The following is an 18,681-nucleotide window of genomic DNA, read 5'->3' on the forward strand; positions in this document are numbered from 1 at the left end:
ACTTAAGATGATTGTTGCAGCCGGACAATTTGCGGTCACGCCAGACTGGCGGACCAACGCGCAGACATGTGTTGCGTTGATGGCACAGGCGGCAGCGCGTCAGGCGTCGCTGCTGGTGCTGCCAGAGGCATTACTGGCAAGAGATGATGCTGACCCACACCTTTCGGTCAAATCGGCGCAGACGCTGGATGGTGGCTTTCTGAGCCTGTTACGTACGGAGAGCCAGCGTAACGCGTTGACGACGGTGCTAACGGTGCATGTTCCGTCAACCGAGGGCAGGGCAGTTAATTCGCTGGTAGTATTGCGCGCTGGAGAGGTGATCGCGCAGTATGCCAAGCTGCATCTGTATGACGCGTTTAACATGCAGGAATCTGCGCGTGTGGACGCCGGGTGCGATATTCCTCCGTTGATTGAGGTGGAGGGTATGAAGGTCGGACTGATGACGTGCTACGATCTGCGTTTCCCGGAACTCGCTTTGTCGCTGGCGCTGCAGGGGGCAGAACTGCTGGTATTGCCTGCCGCCTGGGTACGTGGCCCGCTCAAAGAGCAGCACTGGGCGACGCTGCTATCGGCAAGGGCGCTGGATACAACATGTTATATTGTCGCGGCAGGCGAATGTGGCAACAAGAATATCGGGCAGAGCCGGGTCGTTGATCCGCAGGGCGTGACGGTTGCGGCGGCGGCGGAAGCACCTCAGTTGATTTTCGCCGAGGTCACGCCTGAACGCGTGGTGCAGACGCGCGAGAAACTACCGGTGTTACGTAATCGGCGTTTCGCTGTGCCGCATTTATTGTGATGTTTTTTTAAACAACACTTGATTCATCTCGTTACACATTGCTATTGTGTGCGCGCGTCGAATGACCGTTAATGAAGTCCGGTTATAATAGCGTTTTATGCAGCCTGTTTTACGAAAGAAGGTATCTATGGGTGAGATTAGTATTACCAAACTGCTGGTTGTGGCCGCACTGGTTGTTCTGCTGTTTGGAACCAAAAAATTGCGTACGCTCGGCGGTGACCTGGGCGCAGCCATCAAAGGCTTTAAAAAAGCCATGAATGATGATGATGCAGCGAAAAAAGCTGACGAAGTCACAGCAGAAAAACTCTCTCACAAAGAGTAACAGCGGCTTTGACAGGCGAAAAAAAACCGGCGCAGAAGCCGGTTTTTTTGTCTGCAGTGTAAGCAAGTATTACTTCACTTCAACGCCTTTTGCCTGCAGGTCTGCATGGTAAGAGGAACGCACAAACGGACCACACGCCGCATGGGTAAAGCCCATCGCCAGCGCTTCCTCTTTCATTTCATCAAATTCATCCGGGCTGACATAGCGCTGTACCGGCAGATGGTGGCGGCTTGGCTGTAGATATTGGCCTAGCGTCAGCATCGTCACGCCGTGACGGCGCAGATCGCGCATAACCTCGATGATCTCGGCGTTGGTTTCACCTAAGCCGACCATCAAGCCGGATTTTGTTGGGATTTCCGGATGCGCTTCTTTAAAACGCTCCAGAAGTTTCAGCGACCAGTTGTAATCGGCGCCCGGGCGAACCTGGCGGTAAATACGTGGCACGTTCTCCAGGTTGTGGTTAAACACATCCGGTGGCGTGGCGGTGAGGATATCCAGCGCACGATCCATGCGACCACGGAAATCCGGCACCAGCGTTTCGATTTTAATCGATGGGCTTTTTTCGCGGATTGCGGTAATGCAATCCGCAAAATGCTGCGCACCACCATCACGCAGATCGTCACGGTCTACAGAGGTGATTACCACATAACGCAGCGCCATATCAGCAATGGTCTGCGCCAGTTTTTGCGGTTCGTTGGCATCGGGCGCCACAGGACGTCCATGTGCCACATCGCAGAATGGGCAACGGCGCGTGCAGATAGCACCAAGGATCATAAAGGTTGCCGTACCGTGGTTGAAACACTCAGCGAGGTTCGGGCAGGAAGCCTCTTCGCATACAGAGTGCAGCCCATTTTTGCGCATGGCTGCTTTAATACCCTGGATACGGGAAGAGTCGGCCGGGAGTTTGATTTTCATCCATTCCGGTTTTCTTAACAGGGCTTCGCGTTCTGTCGCCACATTTTTAACCGGGATAAGCGCCATTTTATCGGCATCGCGGTACTTAACACCGCGTTCCATCACAATGGGTTTACTCATAGCGTGCGTGTTCCAGTTGCGGATAACGAAGTAAGCATTTCAATTCAAATGAATGTTGTATTTATCAACTATTTTTGAATTAACTTGCGTGCAGTATACCATTGATGGGGGATAGAAAGCAGCCTGACAACGGGGGCAATTTGTAAAATAGTTGTTGTTTTGTGCCAAATGCCCACTTAGGGTTAGCGCTCTCGCCTGGCACGGACGGGCGTTAAAAAGCCCGTCGGATAACATTAATGACGCTTTCCAGTACCGGGTCGCGCAGGCTCAACTTATTGTAAAAGAGTGAGATTTCAAGACGCTCATTACTGATTGGCGGGTAATCAATTTCAACCAGCGGCCAACAGCCACTGAATAACTCAAACAGTCGCGCCGGCATTAGCCCCAGCATATCGCTGTTGCCGATCAGTGCCGCAATCGTAAACATATTGTAACTGCTGAAGCTTACCTGACGCTCCGGGAAAAGATCCTGCACACGCTGGCGAAGGCCGCTAAGATTTTGCCCTTCCAGCATCAGCAGCGTGTGTTCGTACTGCTGCAAAACCTCTTCATTGATCGGCCCATTTAAACAAGGATGCCCTTTACGGCATACCAGCATGATACGGTCGCTATAAAGGACGTGATGATTAATGGTACGAGAGCCTGCAATATGCGTATCAATAATTAAATCGGTTTGAAACTGGCTGAGCTGACTTTCCGCATCGTTAACGGGAATATTACGCATCATCAGATGCGGCGAACTCTCTTTTATTGCCTTGAAGATAACAGGTATAACTAATGCGCCAATCGATGGTGGCGTGCCGATGGTAATCGTACGTTGTTTGTCATAGCTGCCGGTCAGGTCTAATGCGCCAAGAATAGACTCCAGCCCCTGGCTGATATATTCGTGCAGATGGGAAGCATAAGCCGTAGGCGTCACGCCCTGGCCTTTACGAATGAAAAGCGGATCGGGAAATATTGCGCGTAATTTTTGAATGGACTGGCTAATTGCGGAAGGCGTTAAATTGAGCACTTTTGCCGCGTTGACTATCCCTTTGTGAACATATACTGCCTCAAAAATAGTCAGTAAATTGAGATCAATATTGCGCAGTGTTCTGAAAACTTGCGGCTTATCATCGTCGGGGCGCACGGTTATTCGCTTTTCCTGCAGGTTATTATTATCCACGCTTGTGCTCCGTATTCATTCAAAACCTGAATGATAGTTGAATTTATTTTTTTTGTTGATTATTAACTTGGGTAAACATCCTGTCTCTCGTCATCATGACGTAGTTTTTTATCGCGAGGCCAGACAATACACGCAAAAAAGATTGGCCTGGAGCGCGTATACAAAGCCTGCCAACGTGCTTTAATACTAATTATCCCGACAGAGCAGGCAGGTTGAAAATAGAGAATATGGCTTCTATTGTAAAGCGCTAACAGGCCAAATAAATACCTACCCGCACAAAATGCGGGCTTCTGTACATGATATATTAAGCGCTCATATATTGATGTGGTGGATTGTTTAGTAGCGCTAAAAATTGCTGGGTAAGAATCGTCCTTAATTTATCCATATCGCTATTTTCCACCAGCTGGCTGACCTGCGTCATTTCCATACCAGCGTACCCGCAAGGGTTGATGCGCATAAAGGGTGTTAAATCCATATCGATATTCAGCGCCAGGCCATGGAATGAGCATCCTTTGCGGATGCGCAGACCCAGCGAACAGATTTTTTTGCCCTGCACATATACACCCGGCGCGTCAGCGCGCGCCTGTGCGTTAATCCCGAGTGTTGCCAGCGTATTGATAACCGTATTTTCCAGCAGCGTGACAAGCTCGCGAACGCCCACTTTTCGCCGCTTCAGGTTAATTAAAACATACATTACCTGCTGGCCTGGCCCATGGTAGGTTACCTGACCGCCGCGATCGCTCTGGATCACCGGAATATCACCCGGAGCCAGCACATGTTCGGCCTTACCGGCCTGGCCTTGTGTAAAGACGGGATGGTGTTCTACCAGCCAGATTTCATCCGGCGTTGTCTCGTCGCGAGCATCGGTGAATTCATGCATTGCCCGAGAAACAGGATCATAGGGCTGCAAGCCAAGATTGCGGATAAGAATGGTGTCCTGAGACAAAACGGCATCCCCGGGGGAGAAAAAGAGTGGGGGAAGTATATCACAGCGAAGACGTTACCCGAATGGCTCCGGGTAACGTGATGAACAATTACAGCACCATACGAACAATTTCGATATTGCCGAGTTCTTCGTACAGCGTCTCAACTTGCTCAATGTGCGTTGCGTTGATGGTGATGGATACCGAGTGGTAATTGCCTTTGCTGCTCGGTTTTACCTGCGGAGAGTAATCACCTGGCGCATGGCGCTGTACCACTTCAACCACCAGATCAACCAGCTCTGGTTTCGCCAGACCCATCACTTTGTAAGTAAAGGGAGTCGGGAATTCAAGCAGTTCTTTAAGATTGGTTTTCATGTCAGCTCCGGCGTAAAAAATAAGAACTCCTGCCGCAAGGGCAGGAGTTTTTCTGAGATGCTAAGTATATGGGGATGGAAATCACACTTTCAAGTGTTCAATTTTTAGCCAAACCAGTGATGGAACATCAATTTAATGTAATCAATGATTTTACCGAAGAAATTGCCTTCCGGGATCTCCTGCAGTACCACCAGTGGGCGCTGTTCGATGGTTTTACCATCCAGCTGGAAATTAATAGAGCCAACCACCTGATTTTTCTGCAGCGGCGCGTGCAGCTCGCTGGTGTTCAGCACATAGCTGGCTTTCAGATCTTTCATGCGGCCGCGTGGAATGGTCAGGTAAACATCTTTATCAACGCCCAGCGAAGCGCGATCGCTGTCGCCAAACCATGCTGGCTCTGAAGCAAACTCTTTACCGGCTTTGATCGGGTTTACGGTTTCAAAGAAACGGAAGCCCCAGGTCAGCAGTTTCTTACTTTCGGTTTCACGGCCTTTAAACGTGCGACCACCCATCACAGCAGATATCAGGCGCATCTGGCCTTCGGTTGCCGATGCTACCAGGTTATAACCCGCTTTATCGGTGTGACCGGTCTTAATACCGTCGACATTCAGGCTGTTATCCCACAGCAGGCCATTACGGTTGGTCTGACGAATGCCGTTAAAGGTGAACTCTTTCTCTTTATAAATGGCGTATTCGTTCGGTACATCGCGGATCAACGCCTGGCCAATCAGCGCCATGTCACGCGCGGAGCTGTACTGCCCATCGGCATCCAGGCCGTGTACGGTCTGGAAGTGGCTGTTTTGCAGGCCCAGCGCTTTAACATAGTTGTTCATCAGGCCGACAAACGCATCCTGGCTGCCCGCCACATAATCGGCCATCGCCACGCAGGCATCGTTACCGGATTGCAGGTTGATACCACGAATCAGCTGGGAAACCGGCACTTGCATACCAGGTTTCAGGAACATCAGCGAAGAACCACGGAACACCGGGTTGCCGGTGGCCCAGGCATCGTTACCAATCGTGACCAGATCGCTGTCTTTGAATTTGCCCGCTTTCATAGCCTGGCCAATGACATAACTGGTCATCATCTTGGTCAGACTTGCCGGATCGCGGCGCGCATCGGCGTTTTGCTCAGCGAGCACTTTGCCGGAGTTATAGTCGATCAGGATATAGGATTCCGCGTCAATCTGCGGAACACCCGGGATCATGGTCTTAATATTCAGGTCATCGGCATGCGCAGCGGAAAGAGAGGCTGCAGCCAGCGCCGTGGTGAGCGCCAGGCGCTGCATAAAACGAACGGAAAAAGTGGTCTTCATGGTCGAACAACGACATCCGTGATGGAGTTAAAAAAAGTGCCTTACTATAGCAAAAGCTATACTTGCAGGCATCTGACTTTCAGCATGACTTTGTTAATGTTGCTGACATAAGTTGACAAAGCCAGACGCCTTCGCAAGCTTACTGGGAGTTCGTAACGAATGACTGCAACTGCGCCTCGTTTTGCAGGCGCTGCTGCAAGGCGCTGGCGTCCGCTTTATTGCTGAACGGCCCTAACTGTACGCGCCAGACAGCGCCGTTTTGCGTGACGCGACCAGGCACCGCAAACTGCTGCGCCAGGCGTTGCTGGTATTGTTGAGCACGCGTCTGATCGCTAACGGCACCCACCTGCACCATATAACCGCCACTGCTTGCCGCCGCAGCGCTACTGGCAGGCGCGGCCGTATGTACGTTGCCCTGTACCGAGCCAGGTGCTGTAACGGGAGAAGTACGCGTTGGTGTGTAAGTTTGCGCAGTCGGAGCGGTCTGCATAGCCGTTGGCGTTACCGGTGTTGTTGCCGGCTGCGCTGCTGTTGCGGCGGAAGTATCAGTGCTTCCTTCCAGTACACCAGAGGCGAGTGGGGTCGGCGCACCCAGGAAGCCGCCGCTACGTACTGGCGCGGCGGTCGTATCGTCGCTTTTCAGCGTATCGTTGCTGATAGCGTGTACATTGCCCTGTGGTTCTTCAGGCTGCGGAGCCGAAGAGACGCTGCCGAGACCGCCGCCCAGATCGGGACGCGCAGGCAATGCGTAGGTTTGCTGTGCGACTTTCGTACATGCCATGCCCGGGCCGGAAAGGGAGCCATCCTGCGCAACGATAATCGGGTCAATACGCACTTTGGTGTTATTAGAGGTGTTCAGTCGATCCGCTGCGGCGCGCGACAGGGAAATCACGCGATCGTTACCGTAAGGGCCGCGGTCGTTAATACGCACCACGATCATGCGACCATTCGCCAGGTTGGTGATACGCGCATAGCTTGGAATAGGGAGCGTCGGATGTGCCGCGGTAAGCTGCATCGGATCAAACGCTTCGCCGGAGGCGGTCAAATTACTGCCGGGTTCGGCATCATAAATAGCGGCCAATCCCGCCTGGCTGAAGTTCGCCGGATTCTGCACGATTTTGTAGCGCTTACCGTCGCGCTCATAATCCTGATTCGCCATGGCGACAGGCGCTTCATAATGAGGCCCCGCACCGCTAATTTCAACGACAGGGCCGTTACACACCGCAGGTTGCGGCGCTACGGTCGTCTGCTGCTGACCATCATCGTTCGAACATGCCGCCAGTAATCCTGCTGCTATGCAGATCCCAAGCCATTGCTTACGCATTGCCCACCTCTTATACGCTCTTTGACAACATTTTCCTGTGGGTATGGATCGACATAACGATACCAAACCCGGCCATGAGTACGATCAGGGCAGAACCCCCGTAACTGATCAGTGGCAGCGGTACGCCCACCACCGGCAGGATACCACTCACCATACCAATATTTACGAACACATAAACGAACAAAATCAACATTAAACCACCGGCCATGACACGTCCGAACGTGGTTTGCGCACGGGCGGCAATCCACAGCCCACGCATAATCAGCAACACATATAGTGTGAGCAAAATCAGAATGCCGATGAGGCCCAGCTCTTCCGCCAACACGGCAAAGATAAAGTCGGTATGGCGTTCGGGCAGAAACTCCAGTTGTGACTGCGTTCCATGCAGCCAGCCTTTACCGCTCAGACCGCCGGAGCCGATGGCGATTTTTGACTGAATAATATGATAGCCCGCGCCGAGCGGATCGGTTTCCGGATCGAGCAGCATCATCACGCGCTGACGCTGATAATCATGCATCAGGAAGAACCACAGCACCGGGATAAACGCCGCCACCAGCACGGCGGCAATGCCAATCAACCGCCAGCTTAACCCGGAAAGAAACAGCACAAATAACCCGGAGAGCACCACCAGGATGGAGGTGCCCAAATCCGGTTGCGCCGCAACCAGCAGCGTCGGCACGAAAATCAGCGCCAGCGCGATAGCGGTATTCTTCAGCGAAGGCGGGCAGACATCGCGGTTAATAAAACGCGCCACCATCAACGGGACGGCTATTTTGGCGATTTCCGAAGGCTGGAAACGCACCACGCCCAAATCGAGCCAGCGCTGCGCGCCTTTTGAAATAGCGCCGAAAGCATCCACCGCGACAAGCAACACCACACAGAAAATGTAGAGATAGGGCGCCCATCCTTCATAGACCCTTGGTGGCACCTGCGCCAGAATAACCATGATAATCAGCCCCATGGCGATTTGGCCGATTTTGCGCTCGGTCATACCGATATCCTGGCCGCTGGCGCTCCAGATAACGATCGCGCTGTAAAACAGCAGCGCGAGGATAATCAGCAGCAGCACCGGATCGATGTGGATTTTATCCCAGAACGATTTCTTGTTCGGATTATCCGTCATGTTATTGGTCCTCCACTGCTGCCGCGGACGGGGTTTCCGTTGGCAGCTCGGTGTTGTTATCGCCAAGCATAATGTGGTCAAGGATCTGGCGCATAATCGTACCCACCGCCGGACCTGCGCCACCGTTTTCCAGAATGACCGCCACGGCGACCTGCGGGTTATCGTAAGGGGCGAACGCCGTCATCAATTTATGGTCGCGCAGGCGTTCCGCAATACGGTGGGCGTTATAGGTTTCGTTGGCTTTCAAACCAAAGACCTGGGCGGTACCGGATTTCGCCGCGACTTTGTATGGCGCGTTGGCGAAGTACTTATGACCCGTACCGTTCGGGCGGTTGGCTACACCATACATCCCGTCTTTGGCAATCTCCCAGTAGCCGGAGTGAATATCCCCCACCGGCGGCTGTGCTGGCTGTTGCCACGGCACTTGCTTGCCATCTTCTACCGTGCTCATTAGTAGATGCGGTACTTTAACAATGCCGTCATTAATCAGCGTCATCATTGCTTTGTTCATCTGCAATGGCGTAGCCGTCCAGTAACCCTGGCCGATCCCCACAGGGATGGTGTCACCCTGGTACCACGGCTTTTTAAAGCGCTTCAGCTTCCATTCGCGGGTTGGCATGTTCCCGGCGCGCTCTTCCGAGAGATCAACGCCGGTATAGTGACCGTAGCCAAATTTGCCCATCCATTCTGCAAGGCGGTCAATGCCCATATCATAGGCAACCTGATAGAAGAAGGTATCGGCGGACTCTTCCAGCGACTTGGTAACATTCAGGTGGCCGTGCCCCCATTTTTTCCAGTCGCGATAACGTTTTTCCGAGCCAGGTAATTGCCACCAGCCGGGATCGAACAAGCTGGTGTTGCGCGTGATCACCCCGGCGCTGAGGGCGGAAACGGCCACATACGGTTTCACCGTGGACGCCGGCGGGTAAACCCCTTGCGTTGCGCGGTTGATAAGCGGCGTATTCGGATCGTTTAGCAGTGAAGAGTAATCTTTGCTGGAAATGCCATCGACGAACAGGTTCGGATCGTAGCTGGGCATCGATACCAGTGCGAGAATGCTGCCATTGCGTGGGTCGGTTACCACCACCGCCGCACGGCTGCCAGCGAGCAGTGTTTCGATATACTGCTGCAGTTTTAAATCCAGCGTCAGGTAGATATCGTGACCGGCCTGCGGAGGCACCTCTTTGAGCTGACGGATCACACGGCCGCGGTTGTTGACTTCCACCTCTTCATAGCCGGTCTGACCGTGCAACACATCTTCGTAATAGCGCTCAATGCCTAGCTTGCCGATATCGTGGGTGGCGGCGTAGTTCGCCAGTTTGCCCTCTTTATCCAGCCGTTCGACATCTTTATCGTTAATTTTCGACACGTAGCCAATGACGTGCGTCAGCGCGGAACCATAGGGATAAAACCGGCGCTTATAGCCCTTGACCTCAACGCCGGGAAAACGGTACTGGTTCACCGCAAAGCGCGCCACCTGCACTTCCGTCAGGTTAGTTTTTACCGGAATGGAGGTGAAGCGGTGCGAACGTGAGCGCTCTTTTTTGAAGTTGGCGATATCATCGTCGTTCAGATCGACCACATCACGCAGGGCATCCAGCGTTTGCTGCACATCATCGACTTTCTCCGGCATCATCTCGACCTGGTAGATGGTGCGGTTCAGCGCCAGTGGCGTGCCGTTGCGATCGTAGATAATGCCGCGGCTTGGCGCGATAGGCACCAGCTTGATGCGGTTTTCGTTGGAGCGGGTCTGGTAGTCCGCAAAACGGACGATTTGCAGGTTATAAAGGTTGGCTACCAGCACGCCGGTAAGCAGCAAAATCCCCGTAAAAGCGACCAGCGCCCGGCGCACAAACAGCGCGGACTCAGCCGTATAGTCGCGAAAAGAATTCTGTAATTTCATCCGCTGCTTAATCTACCCAAGACTCGTCGTTACTCACGGTGGTAAGGATGGTTGGTGGTAATACTCCATGCGCGATACAAGCTTTCGGCAACCAGCACGCGCACCAGCGGGTGAGGTAACGTTAGCGCAGAGAGTGACCAACTTTGTTCTGCCGCCGCTTTGCAGGCCGGGGATAACCCTTCCGGCCCGCCAATCAGCAAGCTGACATCGCGTCCGTCTTGCTTCCAGCGCTCCAGCTCGTTTGCCAGCTGCGGCGTATCCCAGGGTTTACCCGGAATATCGAGGGTAACGATACGATTTTTGCCAGCCGCGGCCAGCATCAGCTCACCCTCTTTATCGAGAATACGTTTGATATCTGCGTTCTTGCCGCGCTTTCCAGCCGGAATTTCGATTAACTCGAACGGCATATCTTTTGGAAAGCGGCGCAGGTATTCACTAAAACCTGTCTGTACCCAGTCCGGCATTTTTGTGCCGACGGCGACCAGTTGCAGTTTCACGCATTAACCCCAGAGTTTTTCCAGCTCATACAGGCGACGGCTCTCTTCCTGCATAACGTGGACAATCACATCGCCTAAATCGACAACGACCCAGTCCGCGGCGCTTTCACCTTCGACACCCAGCGGCATCATGCCGGCTGCACGCGATTCCTGCACAACGTGATCCGCAATAGAGATAACGTGGCGAGTCGATGTGCCGGTGCAGATAATCATGCAGTCGGTGATACTGGATTTACCCTGAACGTCAATGGCAACGATATCTTGACCTTTCAGGTCATCAATTTTGTCGATAACAAAATCCTGGAGTGCTTTACCCTGCAAGTGTTCCCCCTGGGGTGAGTGAAAAATGTACTGTTAATGAACGGCCTGACATTATACCTGAACTGCATCGATTGCCGGGGTAAGAGAGATCCGGCAAGTTTAAAAGTTGGCTATCATCCCATCACGGGCGCGCGATTGCATTGCCAATTTTGTAAAACAATCTCTGCGCGCGGAGGATAGCAGCCTGTGAGGGTGTGTCAATGGCCGAATCAGCGGTGTGAATAGGATGCATGAAAAACACGCTATACATCGTCAGCGTGCCATGCTGCCCGGCTATTTAATACCCGCAGCGTGGCGAAATCATCATGGATATCAATAGCGCTCCAGCACCCTTGATCAACACGAAAATGCCACAGCGATGCAGCAGGCATGCCGAGTAAGCGGGCGATCAACAAACTCAATACCCCCTGATGGCTGGCAACCAACACATTCTTGTGCTGACTTTTTATATCGGCAAGCAGCGCAATAACTTGCTCAATTCGTGCAGAAAATTCCTGAAACCCTTCACCATTGGTGGGAACGGCGTGCTGCCAGTCGGTACACCAGGCCGCGTAGCTTTCCGGGTCTTCTCGCGTTAAATCGCGATGATGGCGCATTTCCCAGTCGCCGAAAAACATCTCATTGAGTAACGGTGTGGTATGTACGGCAAGCGCGCGCGATTCCAGCACGCGCGCGGCCGTCTGCTGCGCGCGCTCCAGTTCGCTACAAAGCACATAATCGAAGGGCACATGCGCGAGTAAATCACGCAGGGTTTTCGCCTGCGCCAGCCCTTTTGGTGTCAGCGGAGTCGGTGAATGGCCGCTATAAAGCCCGGCGACATTCGCTTCGGTTTCTCCGTGGCGTATCAGCCAGAGTCGCATGATGGTCTCCTGTCTGGATTTGTGGGCAAAGTTTACCATCGCGCCCTCAATCACAGTCTCTTTTTCGTTTAAGATAACGGCTTTTAACCGGAGCGGAAGATGGCTTTGTTTCACAGCGCGCACGGTGGCAACACGCGTGAGGCGGCAGAACTGTTGGGGATATCGGCAGAGCAGTTGCTAGATTTCAGCGCCAACATTAACCCGGCCGGCATGCCGGCATCGCTTAAACATGCATTGCGGAATAATCTGTCGATCGCCGAGCGCTATCCGGATGTTGAGTATCAGCGCCTGCATCAGGTACTGGCGACGCATCACCAGGTTCCGGCTTCATGGATACTTGCCGGAAATGGTGAAACGGAAGCGATCTTTGCGCTGGTCAACATGCTTAAGCCACGTAAAGCGATGCTGATAACACCAGGGTTTGCGGAATATCGCCGGGCGCTGGCACTGGTGGGGTGCGCAATTAGCGACTATTCATTACGTGAAATTGATGGCTGGCAGCTTACTGATGCGCTGCTGGGCGCACTTACCGCCGATCTCGACTGTTTATTTCTTTGTACACCGAATAACCCCACCGGTTTGTTGCCGGACGATGCCTTGCTGCACGCGATTGCCGCACGTTGCAAAGCGCTGGGGATTACGCTTGTTCTCGACGAAGCCTTTATGGATTTTATTCCCGAACGCGAAGGCTTTATTCCTTATCTGGCGCAAAATCCGCATGTTTGGGTGCTGCGTTCACTCACCAAATTTTACGCTATTCCTGGTTTGCGATTGGGGTATGTGCTGGGCAGCAACGCACAGCAAGTCCGGTCTATGCGCGACGCGCAGATGCCGTGGTCCATCAATGCCTTTGCTGCGCTCGCCGGTGAGGTGATTTTGCAGGACAGCGATTATCAGCAGGCAAGCTGGAACTGGATCAAAAACGAACGTCCGCGTCTGTTCTCCGCATTGAACGCGCTGTCGGGGTTAACGGTCTGGCCTGGCTGTGCAAACTATCTTTTTATGCGCTGTGACGTGCCGGATGTGGAGTTACAACGCGCATTGCTTTCCCGCCACATTTTGATTCGTAGCTGCGCCAATTACCCAGGGCTCGATACGCGCTATTACCGTGTGGCGGTGCGAAGCGAAGAGGAAAATGATCGGCTAATCGCTGCCATGACGGTGGTGATCAGCGGTACAAACTCTGCTCGTTGATATACGACATGACGGACTCGGGAAGCAGATCATCACACTTTTCGCCGTGTTCCAGCCGTTCACGGATAAGCGTTGCCGAGATGTTGAACCATGGCGTTTCGGCAAGGTAAATCCGTCCCGCAGGTAAAGTATGCAGCTCTTCAGGATTGGTGGTGAGATGGGCTTCCAGCCACTGCTGATGCGCTTCCTGCTCCATTGTCAGCGGGTAACCGGGCCGGCGGCAAACAATCAGATGGCAGTTATGCAGAATGGTCTCGTAATGGTGCCATGTCGGGAAGGTCAGCAGTGAATCCTGACCGATGATAAACGCCAGTGGGTGTTGAGGGCCTTGCTCTTCCCGCCACTCCTGCAAGGTTTGCGCCGTGTACGATGGCGTATCGCGGCGAAGTTCGCGTTCATCAAGGGTGAATAAGGGTTTGTCGGCGATGGCCAGCTCGACCATTTTTTTGCGTTGCTGGCTGCTGGCTTCTGGCTGTGCGCGGTGCGGCGGCACGTTATTGGGCATGATGATTACCCTGGAAAGGCCAATCTGGTTCGCCAGCGCTTCCACAGGTTTCAGGTGTCCATAATGGATCGGATCGAAAGTACCGCCAAACAGTGCCTGCAACTGATTCATATCAACCATCAATAAAAACGTCTGCCAGTGCCTTATGACAGAGTAGCAGAGAAAGCCCTTCAAGCTCGCTCCACACCGACTGACCAAAATCCTGCTTCACAATCAGCTCAATACGGCTCAGCAAATGGACCGCCTGGCGTAACTGATCGAGGCTCAGGCGATTAAGCGCATCACCCGTAACACCCCTGCGGTTTTGCCACACCCGATGCTTATCAAACAGCGCACGCAGTGGTGTATGTGCTGACTGGCGTTTCAGTGTCACCAGCAACAGCAATTCGCGTTGCACGGTACGTAGCAGAATCACCGGTTCGCAGGCTTCCAGCCGCAACTGGGTAAGAATATGCAACGCGCGTTTGCTTTTGCCCGCCAGTAGCGCATCAACCCAGTGGAATGGCGTAAAGTGCGCGGCGTCGTTCACTGCATGTTCCACGCGGGGCAGGGTGAGTTTGCCATCCGGCCACAGCAGCGCCAGGCGCTCCAGCGCTTGCGCCAGTGCCAGTAAGTTTCCTTCATAGCAATAACAAAGTAACTGATTGGCCGCGTCGTCCAGTTCCAGCTTGTTTTGCTTCGCCCTGGCAGCAACCCAGCGCGGCAGGTTCGCTTGTTCCGGCGTCTGGCAGCTTACTTGCACGGCGCGGTTATTTAACTGCGTTATCCATGCCGCGTTTTCCTGCGCTTTGGTCAGTTTGTTCCCACGGACCATTAAAATGAGGTCGTCGTGCAGCAGGCTGACCAGCTTTGCCAGTTGTTCATTGATAGCAGCGTTTGGGCCATTTTCGGGCAGCTGTAACAGCAACGTCTGGCGGCTGGCGAACAGACTCAATGCCTGGCAGATGGAGAAAATCGCATCCCAGTCTGTGCTGGCATCCAGTGTGAAGGTGTGGTGTTCGATGAAGCCCTGTTCAGAAGCGACCTGACGCACAGCGTCCTGGCTCTCTTGCAACAGCAGCGGATCATTACCGAGAAGTAAATACGCCGCGCGCAGCCCTTCATTAAGCTGCGCGCGGAGTTGTTCCGGATACAACCTGAGCATTAGCTACCCGGTTGCGTGGAAGCGGAGCCGGTCGTCGAGGTGGCGGCGTCCTGCGTGCTTTTCGCATCTGCCGTATGTACGCTGGGCAGCTTACGAATCAGTTGTTCGGCTGCTTTGTCGTACATCTCCTGAACGATCATCTCCTGCTCTGCGGCTTTCGCCAGTGCCGTTTGCGGGTTATCAAAGAAGGAACGATAAACTTTGGTATTGATCGGGTAAATATCATGACCCGGGATCAGTACGCTGGCGTTTACGGACAGCACCATTTGATATTCCGCAGTGCGGCCATCCTGGAAAACAGAAGCCGTGTCACGGGAGAACGTGACAGCGCCCAGACGCAGAGAAGGCACATCCTGACGTGTGGACGTTTTCTCCAGCAGTTCGACACCATTCAGACGCAACTGGCTGCGGATCGCGCGGCTCAGTGGGCCATTCGGATCCCCTGAATCAAAGAACATCGTTTTCATTTCGCTCGGCACCTGCGTGGTATTACGCAGATGCCAGCCACATCCGGCGGTGATGAGCACCGCCAGTGATACGAACAATGTAGCCAGATATCGCACGCTTCCTCCCGCGCTTAGCCAACGACCAGATTAAGCAGTTTACCCGGTACGTAAATCACTTTACGCACGGTCACGCCATCAAGATATTTTGCGACCAGATGTTCCTGGCCTGCACGTTCACGCACCTGTTCTTCTGTCGCGTCGACGGCAACCGTAATTTTACCACGCACTTTACCGTTGACCTGGACGACGACCAGCGTGGTGTTTTCCACCATCGCGTTTTCATCAGCCACTGGCCACGGCGCGTTGTCGATATCGCCTTCACCGCCCAACGCCTGCCACAGCGTGAAGCTAACGTGCGGAGTGAACGGGTTGAGCATACGTACAACCGCCAGCAGAGCTTCCTGCAGCAGGGCGCGATCTTGTTCGCTCTCCTGCGGCGCTTTCGCCAGTTTGTTCATCAGCTCCATAATCGCCGCGATAGCGGTGTTAAAGGTCTGACGGCGACCGATATCATCGGAAACTTTAGCAATGGTTTTATGCACGTCGCGGCGCAGGGCTTGCTGATCTTCGCTCAGCGCAGCTAGATCCAGCGCGGCAACCGCACCCTGAGCGGTGTGTTCGTAAACCAGTTTCCAGACGCGTTTCAGGAAGCGGTTTGCCCCTTCCACACCGGATTCCTGCCACTCCAGCGTCATATCGGCTGGTGATGCAAACATCATGAACAGACGCACGGTGTCCGCGCCGTAACGCTCGACCATTTCCTGCGGGTCGATACCGTTGTTTTTCGACTTGGACATTTTGCTCATGCCGGTATAAACCAGCTCGTGACCTGCCGGATCGGTCGCTTTGACAATGCGGCCTTTCTCGTCACGTTCAACAATGGCATCTTTCGGCGAAACCCAGTTACGCTCGCCGTTTTCACCCACGTAATAGAATGCGTCAGCCAGTACCATGCCCTGGCACAGCAGCTGCTTCGCAGGCTCATCGGAATTCACCATGCCCGCGTCGCGCATCAGTTTGTGGAAGAAGCGGAAGTAGAGCAGGTGCATGATGGCGTGTTCGATGCCGCCAATATAAATATCTACCGGCAGCCAGTAGTTAGCCGCTTTCGGGTCGAGCATGCCTTCGTTGTGCTGCGGGCAGGTATAACGCGCATAGTACCAGGAAGACTCCATAAAGGTGTCAAAGGTATCGGTTTCGCGCAGCGCCGGTTGGCCGTTAACGGTGGTTTTCGCCCACTCAGGGTCGGCTTTGATCGGGCTGGTGATGCCGTCCATGACGACATCTTCCGGCAGGATCACCGGCAGTTGATCTTCCGGTGTTGGGATCACCGTGCCATCTTCCAGCGTCACCATCGGGATGGGCGCACCCCAGTAACGCTGACGGGAAACGCCCCAGTCGCGCAGACGGAAATTCACTTTGCGCTCGCCCACGCCTTTGGCCGCGAGTTTGTCGGCAATGGCGTTGAAAGCCGCGGTAAAATCGAGACCGTCGAACTCGCCGGAGTTAAACAGCACACCTTTTTCGGTCATCGCTTGTTCGCTAAGATCCGGCTCAGTGCCGTCGGCGTTCAGGATAACCGGTTTGATCGGCAGGCCATATTTGGTCGCAAATTCGTAGTCGCGCTGATCGTGACCCGGAACGGCCATCACCGCGCCAGTACCATACTCCATCAGCACAAAGTTAGCCGCCCATACCGGGATGGCTTCGCCGGTCAGCGGATGAACGGCTTTCAGGCCGGTATCAACACCTTTTTTCTCCATCGTCGCCATATCGGCTTCCGCAACTTTGGTGTTACGGCATTCGTCGATAAAGGACGCCAGCTCCGGTTTGCTCGCGGCAGCCTGTTGCGCCAGCGGATGGCCCGCTGCAACGGCAAGGTAAGTTGCGCCGATAAATGTGTCCGGGCGAGTGGTGTAGACCGTCAGTTTCTGGTCGCTGTTCTGCACGTCGAAAGTGATCTCCACGCCTTCAGAACGGCCAATCCAGTTGCGCTGCATGGTTTTCACGGTATCCGGCCAGTGATCCAGATTATCCAGATCATTCAGCAGCTCGTCGGCGTAAGCGGTGATTTTAATAAACCACTGCGGGATCTCTTTACGCTCAACTTTGGTATCGCAGCGCCAGCAGCAACCGTCGATAACTTGTTCGTTCGCCAGCACGGTCTGGTCGTTCGGGCACCAGTTCACCGCAGAGGTTTTCTTGTAAACCAGCCCTTTTTTGTACAGCTCGGTGAAGAACTTCTGTTCCCAACGGTAATATTCCGGGGTGCAGGTCGCCAGCTCGCGGCTCCAGTCATAGCCGAAGCCCAGCATTTTAAGCTGGTTTTTCATGTACGCGATGTTGTCGTAAGTCCACGGTGCTGGTGCGGTGTTGTTTTTTACCGCCGCGCCTTCAGCCGGCAGACCAAACGCATCCCAGCCAATCGGCTGCAGCACGTTTTTACCCAGCATGCGCTGATAACGCGAGATCACATCGCCGATGGTGTAGTTACGGACGTGGCCCATGTGTAGTCGGCCAGAAGGATAGGGGAGCATCGACAAGCAATAGTATTTCTCTTTGCTCTCGTCTTCAGTGACTTCAAATGTGCGCTTCTCTTCCCAGTGGCGCTGTACTTTGGATTCTATCTCTTCCGGGCGGTATTGCTCTTGCATGGCAGCCAGTAGTCCTGTTTTTGCTACAGCTACAAATGTAGCGTTGTTACGTGATTTTTCGAAAGGCATAGCATAGCCCAAACGCCACTCTCAAAACAGCCTTTCCGCGAGGCGGGAATGAAATTGCCGCAGCCGTTGGCGGCTAATTTTTTGTCGACAGTGCGGGCGAGTCGGCACTGAGAGCAAGAAATAACGTCTACCATTAGAGAGAGTTACTGAACCGGGAGGCGAAACGATGAACAAGGTTGCTCATTTTTACCGTGAACTGGTAGCGGCGTTGACCGAGCGTCTACGCAATGGAGAGCGAGATATTGACGTATTGGTTGAACAAGCGCGCCTGCGCGTGGCGAAGACCGGCGAGTTAACGCGTACCGAGGTTGACGAGCTGATGCGCGCCATTCGCCGCGATCTGGAAGAGTTCGCCCTCAGTTACAGCGAAAGCCAGGAAGAAGTCACCGACAGCGTGTTTATGCGAGTGATTAAAGAGAGTATCTGGCAGGAGCTGGCAGATATCACCGATAAAACCCAGCTTGAGTGGCGCGAAGTGTTCCAGGATCTCAATCACCACGGCGTGTATCACAGCGGCGAAGTGGTAGGGCTTGGGAATCTGGTCTGTGAGAAGTGCCACTTTCATCTGGCGGTTTACACGCCGGATGTGTTGCCATTATGCCCGAAATGCGGACATGACCAATTCCAGCGCCGCCCGTTTGAACCGTAA

The 18,681-nt window shown here is 53.7% G+C and carries 19 protein-coding genes; 4 read left to right on the forward strand and 15 right to left on the reverse strand.

Annotated elements, in window-relative coordinates; genetic code table 11:
* Positions 1–7 precede the first annotated feature (7 nt).
* Both BN2591_RS11170 and tatE read left to right on the forward strand, forming a co-directional pair.
* Positions 8–796: a deaminated glutathione amidase gene (locus BN2591_RS11170; RefSeq protein WP_086871509.1), complete on the forward strand. Its 789-nt coding sequence runs from the start codon at positions 8–10 to the stop codon at positions 794–796.
* A gap of 127 nt (positions 797–923) precedes the next feature.
* Entirely contained in the window at positions 924–1,118 is a 195-nt protein-coding gene (gene tatE, locus BN2591_RS11175) for a twin-arginine translocase subunit TatE (RefSeq protein WP_017455877.1), read from the forward strand.
* Between the two features lie 69 nt (positions 1,119–1,187).
* Here the strand turns inward: tatE and lipA are convergent, their stop codons facing one another.
* The 11 genes from lipA to BN2591_RS11230 form a co-directional block, all read right to left on the reverse strand.
* Positions 1,188–2,153 carry a lipoyl synthase gene (gene lipA / locus BN2591_RS11180; RefSeq protein WP_020457001.1) on the reverse strand — a complete coding sequence of 322 codons (966 nt, stop codon included), beginning with the start codon at positions 2,151–2,153 and terminating at the stop codon, positions 1,188–1,190.
* Between the two features lie 211 nt (positions 2,154–2,364).
* A complete protein-coding gene (locus BN2591_RS11185) occupies positions 2,365–3,318 on the reverse strand; it encodes a YbeF family transcriptional regulator (RefSeq protein WP_086871511.1) in 954 nt (317 codons plus the stop codon).
* Between the two features lie 304 nt (positions 3,319–3,622).
* Positions 3,623–4,264, reverse strand: coding sequence for a lipoyl(octanoyl) transferase LipB (gene lipB, locus BN2591_RS11190; protein ID WP_086871513.1), 642 nt, complete (start codon positions 4,262–4,264; stop codon positions 3,623–3,625).
* Between the two features lie 88 nt (positions 4,265–4,352).
* Complete coding sequence (ybeD, locus tag BN2591_RS11195) at positions 4,353–4,616, reverse strand: DUF493 family protein YbeD (protein ID WP_017455881.1); 264 nt, start codon at positions 4,614–4,616, stop codon at positions 4,353–4,355.
* Positions 4,617–4,720: 104 nt separating this feature from the next.
* Positions 4,721–5,932 carry a D-alanyl-D-alanine carboxypeptidase DacA gene (gene dacA, locus BN2591_RS11200; protein WP_086871515.1) on the reverse strand — a complete coding sequence of 404 codons (1,212 nt, stop codon included), beginning with the start codon at positions 5,930–5,932 and terminating at the stop codon, positions 4,721–4,723.
* A gap of 139 nt (positions 5,933–6,071) precedes the next feature.
* Complete coding sequence (gene rlpA / locus BN2591_RS11205; protein WP_086871517.1) at positions 6,072–7,256, reverse strand: endolytic peptidoglycan transglycosylase RlpA; 1,185 nt, start codon at positions 7,254–7,256, stop codon at positions 6,072–6,074.
* A gap of 10 nt (positions 7,257–7,266) precedes the next feature.
* Positions 7,267–8,379 (reverse strand): peptidoglycan glycosyltransferase MrdB, encoded by a 1,113-nt coding sequence (gene mrdB, locus BN2591_RS11210; RefSeq protein ID WP_086871523.1) that lies wholly within the window; start codon positions 8,377–8,379, stop codon positions 7,267–7,269.
* A gap of 1 nt (position 8,380) precedes the next feature.
* Complete coding sequence (gene mrdA, locus BN2591_RS11215) at positions 8,381–10,282, reverse strand: peptidoglycan DD-transpeptidase MrdA (RefSeq protein ID WP_086871525.1); 1,902 nt, start codon at positions 10,280–10,282, stop codon at positions 8,381–8,383.
* A 29-nt stretch (positions 10,283–10,311) separates the two neighbouring features.
* Complete coding sequence (gene rlmH / locus BN2591_RS11220; RefSeq protein ID WP_017455886.1) at positions 10,312–10,779, reverse strand: 23S rRNA (pseudouridine(1915)-N(3))-methyltransferase RlmH; 468 nt, start codon at positions 10,777–10,779, stop codon at positions 10,312–10,314.
* A 3-nt stretch (positions 10,780–10,782) separates the two neighbouring features.
* A complete protein-coding gene (gene rsfS, locus BN2591_RS11225; protein ID WP_017455887.1) occupies positions 10,783–11,100 on the reverse strand; it encodes a ribosome silencing factor in 318 nt (105 codons plus the stop codon).
* Between the two features lie 242 nt (positions 11,101–11,342).
* Positions 11,343–11,960, reverse strand: coding sequence for an adenosylcobalamin/alpha-ribazole phosphatase (locus BN2591_RS11230; protein ID WP_086871527.1), 618 nt, complete (start codon positions 11,958–11,960; stop codon positions 11,343–11,345).
* Positions 11,961–12,059: 99 nt separating this feature from the next.
* On the opposite strand from BN2591_RS11230, the gene cobD reads away from it, so the two are divergent.
* Positions 12,060–13,154 carry a threonine-phosphate decarboxylase CobD gene (gene cobD / locus BN2591_RS11235; protein ID WP_086871529.1) on the forward strand — a complete coding sequence of 365 codons (1,095 nt, stop codon included), beginning with the start codon at positions 12,060–12,062 and terminating at the stop codon, positions 13,152–13,154.
* Here the strand turns inward: cobD and nadD are convergent.
* The 4 genes from nadD to leuS are packed head-to-tail and all read right to left on the reverse strand — an operon-like array spanning position 13,129 to position 17,963.
* Complete coding sequence (gene nadD / locus BN2591_RS11240; protein WP_086872134.1) at positions 13,129–13,770, reverse strand: nicotinate-nucleotide adenylyltransferase; 642 nt, start codon at positions 13,768–13,770, stop codon at positions 13,129–13,131. The genes cobD and nadD overlap by 26 nt on opposite strands.
* 1 nt (position 13,771) lies before the next feature.
* On the reverse strand, positions 13,772–14,803 hold the full coding sequence (gene holA / locus BN2591_RS11245; RefSeq protein ID WP_086871531.1) for a DNA polymerase III subunit delta: 1,032 nt from the start codon (positions 14,801–14,803) through the stop codon (positions 13,772–13,774).
* Positions 14,803–15,366: an LPS assembly lipoprotein LptE gene (lptE, locus tag BN2591_RS11250; RefSeq protein WP_086871533.1), complete on the reverse strand. Its 564-nt coding sequence runs from the start codon at positions 15,364–15,366 to the stop codon at positions 14,803–14,805. Before lptE ends, holA begins: the two co-directional genes overlap by 1 nt.
* Before the next feature lie 14 nt (positions 15,367–15,380).
* The gene (leuS, locus tag BN2591_RS11255) at positions 15,381–17,963 is read right to left on the reverse strand and encodes a leucine--tRNA ligase (protein WP_086871535.1); all 2,583 of its coding nucleotides are present in this window, start codon (positions 17,961–17,963) and stop codon (positions 15,381–15,383) included.
* A 235-nt stretch (positions 17,964–18,198) separates the two neighbouring features.
* On the opposite strand from leuS, the gene BN2591_RS11260 reads away from it, so the two are divergent.
* On the forward strand, positions 18,199–18,681 hold the full coding sequence (locus tag BN2591_RS11260) for a zinc ribbon-containing protein (protein WP_086871537.1): 483 nt from the start codon (positions 18,199–18,201) through the stop codon (positions 18,679–18,681).

This window comes from Kosakonia pseudosacchari (assembly GCF_900184035.1).
In the GTDB taxonomy this organism is placed as follows: domain Bacteria; phylum Pseudomonadota; class Gammaproteobacteria; order Enterobacterales; family Enterobacteriaceae; genus Kosakonia; species Kosakonia pseudosacchari.